General features: G+C 33.8%; 10 protein-coding genes. 7 read left to right on the forward strand and 3 right to left on the reverse strand.

The window, feature by feature from the left end; all coding sequences use genetic code 11:
• Nucleotides 1-133: 133 nt before the first annotated feature.
• Nucleotides 134-1,321, forward strand: coding sequence for an MFS transporter (locus Q0857_RS07700; protein WP_298533532.1), 1,188 nt, complete (start codon nt 134-136; stop codon nt 1,319-1,321).
• Here Q0857_RS07700 and Q0857_RS07705 read toward each other — a convergent pair.
• Nucleotides 1,305-1,976: an ABC transporter ATP-binding protein gene (locus tag Q0857_RS07705; protein WP_298533534.1), complete on the reverse strand. Its 672-nt coding sequence runs from the start codon at nt 1,974-1,976 to the stop codon at nt 1,305-1,307. The genes Q0857_RS07700 and Q0857_RS07705 overlap by 17 nt on opposite strands.
• A gap of 48 nt (nt 1,977-2,024) precedes the next feature.
• Nucleotides 2,025-4,514, reverse strand: coding sequence for a DUF5916 domain-containing protein (locus Q0857_RS07710; RefSeq protein ID WP_298533535.1), 2,490 nt, complete (start codon nt 4,512-4,514; stop codon nt 2,025-2,027).
• 186 nt (nt 4,515-4,700) lie between these two features.
• On the opposite strand from Q0857_RS07710, the gene folE reads away from it, so the two are divergent.
• The 5 genes from folE to Q0857_RS07735 all read left to right on the forward strand — a co-directional run bounded on the left by folE (nt 4,701) and on the right by Q0857_RS07735 (nt 10,306).
• Nucleotides 4,701-5,288, forward strand: coding sequence for a GTP cyclohydrolase I FolE (folE, locus tag Q0857_RS07715; protein WP_298533537.1), 588 nt, complete (start codon nt 4,701-4,703; stop codon nt 5,286-5,288).
• A gap of 57 nt (nt 5,289-5,345) precedes the next feature.
• Complete coding sequence (locus Q0857_RS07720; RefSeq protein ID WP_298533539.1) at nt 5,346-5,609, forward strand: hypothetical protein; 264 nt, start codon at nt 5,346-5,348, stop codon at nt 5,607-5,609.
• Nucleotides 5,610-5,867: 258 nt separating this feature from the next.
• Entirely contained in the window at nt 5,868-7,508 is a 1,641-nt protein-coding gene (locus Q0857_RS07725; protein ID WP_298533540.1) for a CTP synthase, read from the forward strand.
• 72 nt (nt 7,509-7,580) lie between these two features.
• The gene (gene yidC, locus Q0857_RS07730; protein WP_298533541.1) at nt 7,581-9,473 is read left to right on the forward strand and encodes a membrane protein insertase YidC; all 1,893 of its coding nucleotides are present in this window, start codon (nt 7,581-7,583) and stop codon (nt 9,471-9,473) included.
• 128 nt (nt 9,474-9,601) lie between these two features.
• On the forward strand, nt 9,602-10,306 hold the full coding sequence (locus tag Q0857_RS07735; RefSeq protein WP_298533543.1) for a toxin-antitoxin system YwqK family antitoxin: 705 nt from the start codon (nt 9,602-9,604) through the stop codon (nt 10,304-10,306).
• A gap of 96 nt (nt 10,307-10,402) precedes the next feature.
• Here Q0857_RS07735 and Q0857_RS07740 read toward each other — a convergent pair whose 3' ends face one another.
• Nucleotides 10,403-11,845 carry a fasciclin domain-containing protein gene (locus Q0857_RS07740; RefSeq protein ID WP_298533545.1) on the reverse strand — a complete coding sequence of 481 codons (1,443 nt, stop codon included), beginning with the start codon at nt 11,843-11,845 and terminating at the stop codon, nt 10,403-10,405.
• 204 nt (nt 11,846-12,049) lie between these two features.
• Here Q0857_RS07740 and mnmA point away from each other — a divergent pair, with 204 nt between their 5' ends.
• Nucleotides 12,050-13,237 carry a tRNA 2-thiouridine(34) synthase MnmA gene (mnmA, locus tag Q0857_RS07745; protein WP_298533546.1) on the forward strand — a complete coding sequence of 396 codons (1,188 nt, stop codon included), beginning with the start codon at nt 12,050-12,052 and terminating at the stop codon, nt 13,235-13,237.
• The last annotated feature ends 4 nt before the right edge of the window (nt 13,238-13,241 follow it).

Consider the following 13,241-nt stretch of genomic DNA (forward strand, 5'->3'; position numbering starts at 1 on the left):
GAATTAAGGTAAATTCAAGATTAAATAAAAAAATGCCTCAAATTTTATTTTTGGGGCGTTTTTTATTTAGGTTTTTAATTTAATTTCGACGGAGTATATAGAAAAAGTCAGACTAAAGCACCACAAGTTTTGAATGGGTCATAAAAAGTTAGTTTTACCTTTAATTATTATTTCACAGTTTTGCTGTACCTCTTTGTGGTTTGCTGGAAATGCAGTAATTGAAGATTTGATTATCAGTTTTAAATTGGATTTTTCAGCTTTGGGACATCTGACTTCAGCAGTGCAATTAGGTTTTATTTTTGGAACATTATTATTTGCAATTTTAACAATCACAGATCGATTTTCACCTTCAAAAGTATTTTTTTATAGTGCCATAATCGCATCAATATTTAACATACTAATCGTTTTTGATGGTCAAAATTTGAGTAATTTAATTTTATTTAGATTTTTGACTGGTTTTTTTTTGGCTGGAATTTATCCTGTGGGTATGAAGATTGCATCTGACTATTATAAGGCTGGTTTAGGGAAATCTTTAGGGCTTTTGGTAGGAGCTTTGGCATTAGGAACAGCCTTTCCTCATTTATTAAAAGGAAGTTTTAATGATATAATTTCTTGGAAAGGTATGATACTAACAACCTCTTTATTGGCTATAATAGGAGGTGTATTAATACGATTATTTGTACCTAACGGACCATATAGGAAATCTCTAAAACGTTTTGATATTTCGGTAAGTTATAAGGTCTTTAGGGATAGTAAATTCAGATCTGCAGCTTTTGGGTACTTCGGGCATATGTGGGAGTTATATGCGTTTTGGGCATTTATCCCTGTATTATTGTCTGCTTATACCAAGATACATCCTGACATAAAATATAATATTCCTTTGCTTAGTTTTGTTATTATTGCTTTTGGGGGTGTTGCTTGTGTAATATCTGGGTATTTGTCGCAAAAATTTCATTCAAAAGGTATTGCAACGGCCTCGCTTTTTTTATCGTGTACGTGCTGTTTGTTATCTCCAATAATTTTTCAGATACATTCAGAATTGATTTTAATTTTATTTTTGATTTTTTGGGGCATGGTGGTTATTGCCGATTCACCATTATTTTCCACTTTGGTAGCTCAAAGTGCAAACGAAAATTTTAAGGGTACTGCACTCACCATAGTTAATTGTATTGGTTTTACAATTACCATATTTAGTATTCAGATATTGAACAATCTTATGGTGTTTGTCAATGAAAAATACCTGTTCTTATTTTTGGCAATCGGTCCTGTTTTTGGGTTGTTTTTCCTTTTAAGGAAAACGAAAGTCAGCTCTTTGGATTAATTATTTTTCCATCAGTCATGGTCAGTTTGCGATCTGCCATATTAGCTAAATCCGCATTATGCGTAACAATTACAAAAGTTTGACCAAATTCATTACGTAGTTTAAAGAATAAGTCATGTAAATTTTTAGCTGATTCACTATCTAAATTTCCAGAGGGTTCGTCTGCAAAAATCAAATCGGGGTTATTTATAAGAGCTCTGGCTACAGCTACACGTTGTTGTTCACCTCCCGAAAGTTCGTTAGGCTTATGATCATATCTGTTAGACAAACCTAGGAAGTCTAATAGTTCTTTAGCGCGTTTTTCAGCATCACTTTTTTTTGTACCCTTAATAAATGCAGGCAAACATACATTTTCGATGGCCGTAAATTCAGGTAATAATTGATGAAACTGAAAAATAAAACCAATATGTTCGTTTCTAAACTTGGCTAAAGCCTTATCCTTTAACCCACTAACATTAGTGTTATTAATACTCAATTCAAAATCTACATGGGATGAAGCGCTGTCTAAGGTTCCTAATATTTGTAGCAAGGTTGTTTTTCCAGCTCCAGAAGCCCCAACTATAGATACTACTTCTCCTTTTTTTATGTGAAGATCAACACCTTTTAAAACCTGTAAATCACCGTAGTATTTATGTATGTTTTTTGCTAGAATCATCTTTCAAAATTGAGCTGTGAATTTAATACTTTATGTGCTCATGTACAATTATCCTTTTGACTTGTTTCTTAATGTCTTTTTTATATCATTATAGTCTATGAAATAAACAAGTCGCAAAGAGAAGGTGTTTCTATTGTCCTGCTGAAATAACTCATCAAGGCTTTCTTTATACGTGGCCATAGCGTCATCTGATTCGTTAAAAATTTGATTTCTATATAAAGCCGTTAAAAAACTTCCTGGAGCAAATTGCCAAGTGTAACTCAAATCTAAGTTCCAGGTATTGAAATTAATGTCAGGATTAAAATCTGAATCACTACCAATCGTATATTTTGTATGTGTATCTGATGTTTTTAGTGAGCCATCATTTTGTAAGTCGTAAACTTGGTTATCATAAGTCACCCGACTTAAATAGTTTCTAAATGTTAAGTTTAGTGAGTTAAAAGGATCGAATGTATAGCTGCCCGATATACTTAATTCTGTAATAGTTCTATCGCGTTGACCAAAAATAATACTGTCTTCAACATCTTGCCCGTTAATATAGCCTCGATCTGCCGTATAATCGTCATATTGAAGTCTAAATATTAATAAGAATTTATCATTAAATTTAAAACGAGGGCTAAAACCAAACCACCAATTGTTGAAATTCTCTCGTTCTTTATCGAAGAATAAGCCATAACCAAAATTAGCATCAACGGCGAAAAACCTGTTGAAATCTGAGGATAACCAAACGTTAGATTCTGTATAGTTCTTAGTTACAAAAAAACTATTAAAGTCGTCTCTAGGTTCAAAATAGTCATAACGTTTATTAATATTCCAAAAAACGTTAAAGCCGTACGAAAGTAATTTTTTATTTGTAGCACGAATTCTGAAACCCGTGTTGGCATCTGTGAATGTGCTGGGGTTAGCAAGTTGTCTATAATTAAACCAGCTATTTATTCTAAAATTATTTAGCTTTTTTGTAGGCTCGAAAATTCTATAGCTAAAGTCAGCTCCAAAATTACTAAAGTTGTTCCTAAATTGAATGCCCATGTCGTTAATATCAAAATTTTCATCAGCATACCTGTAATCTGCACTATATTGAAAATTCCCACTGTTTTTGCCTATTTCTAATTTAGCACTATACCCATTAGGTTTATCTTCAATATCGTTAAAGCTACTCATTTTTATTTCTCCATTGGTGCCGTAAATGTTTTTCTTATTATTTATGTCAAACAAAAAGCCGGTGACGTTTGAGTCTTTAAAGTCGCCATCTCTGGTAACGTTGGTATTTATTAATGTGACCGAAGAGTTTTTATTGAATTGCTGATCTAGAACCATTATATTATAATTAGTTAAGGGTTCAACAAGTTCAGTTCTTCTCGTTTTTACAGTTTCTTCTTCAGAGGTACCTTCATTTTTAATTTCAGAAGTTTCAATCGTGGTATAAGTTTCTTTTGTTATGGCATTAAAAAAACCAACTCCTAGGCCTTTTCTAGTTCGTCCAGAAACTTTAATAGCATTAATTAATTGTACTTTTTCAGGATAATCAACAAACTCTTCATTGTCTTCGAGTTCTGGAGTATAGTAAGGACTTCCTCCTACACGTCTGGAATAAAACAAATTCCCCTTATTAAAAAGGTCTATACCTTCAGTAAAAAATTGACGCTGCTCTGTAAAACGTTGCTCAAAGGGACCTAAATTTAATCTAACATTATCAAAACCAACTTGACTAAAATCGGGTATTAAGGTGGCATCTAATGTGAAATTTTCGGTAATACCATATTTTAAATCTAAGCCTGCGGCGAAATCAGTTTCTGTTTTTCCTTCAAAGTTACTTACCAATCCTGATGCATAGGGATAAAAGCTTAGTCGTGTAGGTGGTTTTATGTTTTTTAAACCTTTTAGTTGTCCATGATAAAGACCAAAATTTCCTTTAGTAACATCAATGGCATTCCATGTATATTGTTTTCGTGTCTTCCTGTAATGCCTGTGAAATTGAATTCCCCAAGTAGGGTTTTCCTGTTGCGTGAAGCGTAACGTTCTGTAGGGAATTTTCACTTCCAATGTCCAACCGTCTTTCTGGATTTTTACGGCGCTATCCCATACAGCATTCCAATCAAAATCTTCTCCTACTCCGGGGCTGTCAATAGCATCGGCCTGTGTACCCGAACTAAAAATAAAAAACTCCGTATTATTTTGGGCATCATTATTAGGATTAAAAATAATACCAAAAAAATCAGATTGTCCAAAATTATCACGTTTGGTGAATTGCCGCATCATATCCTCTGGGTTGTCATACAGATAGGCCGAAATATAAATGGCATCATCATCATAAGTCAATTTAACTTCGCTTCGTTTCTCTTTGCTTGGCGTATGACCGATATCTGGTCTAAATTGAATAAAGTTTGAAGCAACTTGTAGGGTGTCCCAAATTTTTTCATCCAATACACCGTCAATAGTAGGCGGAACTTTTGTTCTAGTTATTTGGTAAACTTTTTTGTCTTGGGAATACAAATGTAGAGATGTGCATAATAATATGAATATTATTAGATGCTTCATAGTTTTGATTTGATAGATGAAAATGTAGTTATCCAGCTTTAAAGACAAATACTAAACAAATTTAAATTTGAGTATTTTTAATACTCCCAAAAAAAAGTTAAAAATTATAGAGGTTACTTAATTTTAAGCTTAAGGTTTATTTTAAGTAACTTTATTCTATATTTAATATCTCGAAAATAAAATATTATGCCATATAAAAGCTTTGAAGAATATAACATGCAGGTAACCGATGATGTAAAGGACAGGTATAAAAGTATTATTGAAGATTTAGGAGAAAATACGACCCGAGAAGGACTTTTAAAAACACCCGAACGTGCTGCAAAAGCTATGCAATTTTTAACCCAAGGTTATGATCAAGATCCTGTTGAAATATTAAAAGGCGCTATGTTTAAGGAGTCTTATAATGAAATGGTTATTGTAAAAGATATTGAACTTTATTCGCTTTGCGAACATCATATATTGCCGTTTTTTGGCAAGGCGCATATTGCTTACATTCCAAATGGTCATATTGTGGGTTTAAGTAAACTTCCAAGAATTGTTGATGTATTTGCAAGGCGATTACAAGTGCAAGAACGCTTAACAGAGCAGGTGTTAGATTGTATTAATGATACGTTGAAACCTCAAGGCGTTGCCGTAGTTATTGAAGCTTCTCATATGTGTATGATGATGCGTGGTGTACAAAAACAAAACTCTGTTACTACAACTTCTGGATTTAGAGGGCAGTTTGAAAAAATAGAAACTCGAAATGAGTTTTTAAAGTTAATAGGGAAGTAGCATTATAACATATTTTGGTATGTTTATTGTTTATCATATAGCATCAATAAATACTTAATGAATAAATACAAAAAACTTTTAATAGGAATAGTGCTTGACGCCATTGGCTGTATTTCCTATTTCATACCTGGCATTGGTGAATTTGCAGATGTTGTTTGGGCACCAATAGCTGGTTGGCTTATGACTAAATTATATAAGGGGAAACCTGGTAAAATTGCAGGTATCGTGGCTTTTGTTGAAGAAGCTGTGCCTGGCTTAGATATTATACCAACATTTACCTTAATGTGGTTATACACTTATGTTTTTAATAAGGAAAAGTGATTTTTATGGTTTTGTTTAACAGTTTAGGTTATAAAAAATAATTACTTATAGCAGTGAGATATGAAATCATTTTAATATGTGGTGTCTAGTTTTAAATAAACGTAACCGAAAAATATACAAAATCAAGCTATACGAACCTTTATACAATCTAAAAACGCACCTAAAATCATTGTTAACAAATCACTTTTAAATAACTAAAAAACAATTCCTGAATAACTGTTTTAATTTTGTAAATTTGCCTGCGTTTAAAAGCGCAACATGACAACTACAGCAAAATACATATTTGTAACCGGTGGAGTTACATCTTCACTTGGAAAAGGCATTATTGCAGCATCTCTTGCTAAATTATTACAAGCCCAAGGTTACAGAGTTACCATTCAAAAATTAGATCCTTATATAAATGTTGATCCGGGAACATTAAATCCTTATGAACATGGCGAATGTTATGTTACCGAAGATGGTGCTGAAACAGATTTAGATTTAGGACACTACGAGCGTTTTTTAAACAGACCAACAAGTCAGGCAAATAATGTAACCACAGGTAGAATTTATCAAAGTGTTATTCAAAAAGAACGCCGTGGGGAGTTTTTAGGCAAAACGGTTCAGGTTGTTCCTCATATCACAGATGAGATTAAGGAGCGTGTTCAAATGCTTGGTAAATCTGGGGATTATGATATAGTAATTACCGAGATTGGTGGAACTGTAGGTGATATTGAGTCATTACCATATATAGAAGCTGTACGTCAATTACGTTGGGATTTAGGAGAAAATAATGGAATTGTTATTCATTTAACTTTGGTACCATTTTTATCAGCAGCTGGTGAATTAAAAACGAAGCCAACGCAACACAGTGTAAAAACATTAATGGAAAGTGGTGTGCAGGCAGATATATTAGTTTGTAGAACCGAACATAACTTACCAAAAGAATTACGCCGAAAATTAGCATTGTTCTGTAATGTAAAGGAAGATGCGGTAATTCAATCTATCGACGCATCGACTATATATGATGTTCCAAATTTAATGCTTGATGAAGGTTTAGATAGAGTAGTGCTTGATAAGTTGAATCTTAAGAGCTCTTCTCCAGATATTGAAAGATGGAATCAATTTGTACACCGACATAAAAACCCTAAATCAGAAATAACCATTGGTTTAATTGGCAAGTATGTAGAGTTACAAGATTCTTATAAATCTATTTTAGAGGCATTTATTCATGCAGGTGCCGAAAATGAGGTGAAAGTAAAGGTGGAGTCAATTCACTCTGAATATATAAATGAAGATAATGTAGAACTTAAGTTAGCGCATTTAGATGGTGTGTTGGTGGCCCCTGGATTTGGAGAACGTGGTATTGATGGGAAAATTGATGCAGTAAGATATGTGCGTGAAAATAATATTCCATTTTTAGGAATTTGTTTAGGTATGCAAATGGCAGTTATTGAGTTTGCTAGAAATGTACTTGGTATTTCCGATGCTGCATCTACCGAAATGAATGCAGAAACGGCAAACCCTGTTATTGGTTTGATGGAAGATCAAAAAACAATTACCGATAAAGGTGGGACTATGCGTTTAGGTGCTTGGGCATGTGATCTAAAATTAGGGAGTGCCGTACGTGATATTTACAAAGCAGAAAGTATTACAGAGCGACATAGGCATCGTTATGAGTTTAATGGGCAGTATAAAGAACAAATTGAAGCTTCAGGTATGATGGCAACAGGGTTAAACCCAGATACTGGCTTGGTAGAAATTGTTGAAATACCAGAGCATCCGTGGTTTGTTGGCGTACAATATCACCCTGAATATAAAAGTACAGTTGCTAATCCGCACCCATTATTTGTAGCATTTGTAAAAGCAGCATTAAATTATAGTAGAAGTAAGAAGAGTGCCACTATGGCACAAAACTAATTTTGGATAGCTTATTGATAAGTTATTGACATTCCTGCTTATGCAGGAGTCTTTTTAATAGAGATAGAATACATGGAAGAAAAGAAGTTAGACATTAATTCGATAATAGGGTTTGTTCTTATTTTTGGAATATTAGCTTATATGCTTTGGCAAAATCAACCAACGCCTGAAGAATTAGAAGCTCAAGAAAAAGCAAAACAAGAGCAGGTTGAAGCAGAGAAAAAGGCAAATACACAAAATCAGACTATGGAAACTGCTGCTGCAGATTATGGCATTGGTTCTGGTGTAGATTCTTTACAACAAATTCAACTTAAAAATAAACTAGGTGCTTTTGCTTATTCAGCAATTAATGCCACTACTGAAGAAACTGTTGTTGAAAGTGATGTATTGGCCTTAACATTTAGTGCTAAGGGAGGTTATCTTTCTGAAGTAAGATTGAAGGAGTTTGTTGATTATGATTCTATTCCTATTTACTTAGTTAAAGATAATAATGCTTCTTTTAATATCAATTTTGGAACTACCGATAGTAGAATATTAAATACTAAAGATTTACCGTTTATACCTTCGGTTTCGAAGAATGGTGATTTGACCATAGTGTCTATGAAACTTAAGGTTTCAGAGTCTCAGTTTTTGGAATACCGTTATGAGATTAAAGAAGGCGATTACATGATTAATTTCAATGTGCGTTCTCAAGGATTAAACAATGTTATTAATAGCTCCCAAGCTATTAATTTAGACTGGAAACTAAAAGGTTACCGTCATGCCAAGAGTATTTCTTATGAAAACAGATATACCGATATTCATTATGAATATGAAGGAGGAAAAGATGATTACACGGGTGCTAGAGATTCAGATGAAGAGATAGAAGATGTTTCATGGATAGGGTATAAGCAGCATTTCTTTTCTTCGGTTTTATTGACTGATAGAAATTTTAAGAAAGCTAACATTACTGCGAAAAATTTAGTTGAAGATGAAACCATTGATACGGTTTATACAAAATCGTTTGCTGCAAAAATTCCATTAGAATTACAAGCAGGTGAGATTAGCGAATCGATGGATTGGTATTACGGCCCTAGTGATTTCAAGGTTTTAGATGCATATGGAAGAAACCTAGATGAGTTAGTGCCATTTGGTTGGGGTTTATTCGGATGGATTAACCGCTATATTTTTATGCCGCTATTTAGCTTTTTAGGTGGTTTTATGCCTTATGGTATTGCTATTGTAGTGATGACTATTTTAGTAAAAATATTATTGTCGTTTGTACAGTATAAGCAGTTCTTATCTCAGGCTAAAATGAAAATACTAAAGCCTGAATTAGATGCTATTCGTGAGAAGCATAAGAACAATAAAATGAAGGCGCAGCAAGAAACTATGGCGTTGCAAACTAAAGCGGGAGCAAGCCCTATGGCAGGATGTTTACCGGCATTGGTGCAGTTACCTGTATTTTATGCCTTGTTTCAATTTTTTCCTTCAGCTTTTGATTTAAGGCAAAAATCATTTCTTTGGGTAGATGATTTGTCTTCGTATGATACTATTGCAAATTTACCCTTCAATATTCCATTTTACGGTAATCATGTAAGTTTGTTTCCAATTCTTGCTTCTATCGCTATTTTCTTTTATATGCGTTTAACGACAGGGCAAAATATACAATCGCAACCACAGCAGGAGGGGATGCCAGATATGGGAAAAATGATGAAGTATATGATGTACTTCTCTCCAATTATGATGTTGTTTTTCTTTAATAATTATGCCTCTGGTTTGAGTTTGTATTATTTCATTTCTAACGTTATTAGTATTGGAATTATATTAGTAATTAAGAATTATATTCTTGATGAAGATAAAATTCATGCTGAGATGCAGGAGAAGAAAAAGAAGCCTAAAAAACAGAGTAAGTTTCAAAAGAAGATGGCTGAAATGATGGAGCAGGCGGAACAGCAAAAACAAGCTCAAAAAAAACGTAAATAAAATATACCGAAAACATATAAAAAGCTGTCAAGACAATAATTTTGGCAGCTTTTTTGTTATTATATGTTCAGAATTTAAGTGTTTACTATTTTTAATTTTCAAATAAAACGACCTAAAAGAATATAGCAATGAAGACTCTATTTAGTTTTTTATTCATAATTATTTCTAGCAATTATTGTTTTGCTCAAGACCTGAATCAATTTGATGCCAATGGAAAACGACATGGTGTTTGGAAAAAGAATTTTGATGATACGGATGTTATTAGGTATTCAGGTCAATTTAATCATGGTAAAGAAATTGGGTTGTTTAAGTTTTATAAAAACATACGAGATAAGGCCGTTTTAAGTGCAACTAAATTATTTAATGAGAATGATAATATTGTTGATGTAAAATTTTTAGCATCTAATGGGCGTGTTATTAGTGAGGGTAAAATGGATGGTAAAACATACATAGGGACTTGGAAATATTACCAAAAGAATTCTGATACACTTCTGACCATTGAAAATTATACTACTAATGGTGAGCTTGTTGGTGAGCGCTTCGTGTATTACCCAAATGGACAAATAGCAGAAAAACAAAACTATATTAATGGGAAACTAGAAGGACCAGTTTTGGCATATTCAGTTAAAAATGTTGTTTTAAAAGAAATGCTGTATACTAATGGCGAACTACACGGTCCGGCTAAATTTTATAATCCTAAAGGAGAACTAGTTTCAGAAGGGCAGTACAAAAGAGATAAAAAAGATGGAGTATGGAAATATTATGAAAACGGAGAACTCATAAAAGAAAAAGACTTTACTTACATTCCTAAATATAAAAAGAAAACCCCCTAATAAGTTAGGGGGCCTCTTTTTCATAGACAATGTTTAGAGGGAATTGCTAAAGGGATTGCCTACAAATCAACAAACCAAACTAAAGTTTTATATATGTTATGGTAATGCTGGTAACATTACTGTATCTAATACATGTATTACACCGTTACCCGCTTGAACATCCACAGCTACTATTCCTATTCCGGTGTTTCCGGCTCCATCAGTAACGTCTGCAATGTTTGGATCCGTTCCTGGTAAAGTGATGGTAATCATTTGCCCATCTAACATAGTTGGCATAGTATCTCCTGGATTGGTTAGCATTCCTGAAGTTACATTGGCTTCGCTAATTACATGATGCAGTAAAACTTGTGTTAATACTGTTTCACCTGGTACGGCTTCTAATTTGTCAAATGCGGCGTTAGTTGGGGCAAATACTGTAAAGTCAGGATTGATTCCATCTACTGGACTACCCACTTCTGTTCTAGATAAAATTTCAAAAAAATCGGTTGCTGGAGTCAATTCTGTAAGTGCCGTTACCAATGTTGAGAAATTAGGATCAGCAGCAGCAAATGTTACTACCGTAGGAATTCCTATAACGGCATCAACGGCATGTATCACTCCATTAGTTCCAACAACATCTGCCTGAGTCACACTAGAGATACCATTAAATTTAACACCATCCGTTGCATTAAAGTAGATACTCATTGGGTTGTCTCCTGCACCAGTTGCAGATGTATTATTGTATCCTGCCTCTAAAGCTATTAAGTCGTCTGCTTTGATGTTAGCACCTAAAACATGATTTAGTAATATTTGCGATAAAACAGCAGTATCCACACTCCCTAATGAAGCTCCATCTAAAAATGTTTCAAAGGCGTTGTTGTCTGGTGCTAGAACCGTAAATGGTCCATCACCTTGTAAAACACTTACTAAACCACCATCGGCAGCACCTAAAGCTGCTACTAAACTAGAGAAGGCAGCAGAATTGTTTATAGCATGATCAACAATATCTGGTAGGCCTAGAACGGCATCAATGATATGAATTGTTCCGTTTGAAGCGCTAATATCTGCTGTCGATACTTTTCCTGTATTGTTAAATCTTACATTATCCGCAGAAGGCGCATTAAAATAGATACTTATATTGTCTCCTTGGCTGTTTTCTGAACTTCCAGAAGCATACCCTGCTCCAGCCGATAATAGATCTGCTGCTTTAACATCCGCCATAATGACGTGATTTAGTAATACTTGAGCGAGAACATCAGTTGGAACTTCATCAAGACCGGCATAACCGTTTGCATTTAAGAAAGCTGTAAAAGCCGCATTCGTTGGAGCTAATACAGTGAAAGGACCATCGCCCTGAAGAACATTTACAAGGTCACCATCTGCAGCTTGTAAAGCAGCTACTAATGCTGTAAGTTCAGGAGTTTCCAAAGCAAGTTCTACAATGTTTTTAGGACCTGGTGGAGGTGTAGTTGTGTTGTCGTCATCATTGCTACATGATGTTAGTGCTACAAATGCTAGAATAACTAGACTTAATCGTTTTAAATAATTTAAATTTTTCATGTTTTAATCTTTTTTTGTGGTTTGAATTAAAGATATATTTCATTTTGTTTAACAAAAATATGCAAAAATTAAACAAAAAACAAAATTTTGTTTCACATTTATTAAAAAAAATTAAACAAAAGTGTGGTTCGTCGATAGTTTTGGTTTGATAGGATCTACAGAAATGTTATAATATTATGTATCTTTGTGCACTAATTTTTTAAGATGGAACGTGTAGTTATTGGACTTTCAGGAGGCGTAGATTCTAGTGTTGCTGCTTACTTATTACAACAGCAAGGTTATGAGGTTATTGGCTTGTTTATGAAAAACTGGCATGACGATTCTGTTACAATATCTGATGAGTGTCCATGGTTAGATGATAGTAACGATGCCATGTTGGTTGCTGAGAAACTAGGTATTCCATTTCAAACTGTTGACTTAAGTGAACAATATAAAGAACGTATTGTTGATTATATGTTTCATGAATATGAGAAAGGTAGAACTCCAAATCCAGATGTGCTTTGCAACAGAGAAATAAAATTTGATGTTTTTATGAAAATAGCATTAGAGCTTGGAGCAGATTATGTGGCTACCGGACACTATTGTAGAAAAGGAACCATCAAAAAAGAAGGTAAAGATATTTATCAATTATTAGCCGGTGTTGACGGTAATAAAGATCAATCTTATTTTTTATGTCAGCTTTCACAGGAGCAATTGGCTAAGTCATTATTCCCTATTGGTGAATTAACAAAGCCTGAGGTTAGAGAAATTGCCGTGGAACTAGGCTTGGTAACTGCAGAAAAAAAAGATTCTCAGGGTTTATGTTTTATTGGCAAGGTAAAGCTACCGGATTTCCTTCAACAACAATTAAAACCAAAAGAAGGCTTAATAATTGAAGTTCCTAAAGAACAGGAGGTTTATTCCGAAGTTGAAACAGACTTTAGTTCAACAGAATCTAAATTAAAATACTTATCCAGAAAAATAGATTACAAGGTGGATTTTGGAAAAGTTGTGGGTAAACATCAAGGTGCTCATTATTTTACTAAGGGACAACGTAAAGGTTTGGCTGTAGGAGGAACCGTAGAACCCTTATTTGTAATTGATACCGATGTCAATGAGAATATTATTTACACGGGGCAGGGCAAAGCACATCCTGGTTTATTTAAAAAAGCACTTTTTGTTTCTAATGAAGAGTTACATTGGATTCGTGAAGACTTAGCCTTAGAGCTGGATGAAACTATGAAAGTGAAAGCAAGAATTCGTTACAGGCAAGCTTTAGAACATGCTACATTATATAAAGTAGATAGCGGATTGTATGTCGAATTTGAGAACTTGCAATCAGCAATAACAGAAGGTCAATTTGTGGCTTGGTACCTTAATGACGAACTTATAGGTTCTGGAGTAATTTCATAACTTA

Source organism: uncultured Algibacter sp., from assembly GCF_947495925.1.
Classification (GTDB): Bacteria; Bacteroidota; Bacteroidia; order Flavobacteriales; family Flavobacteriaceae; genus Algibacter_E.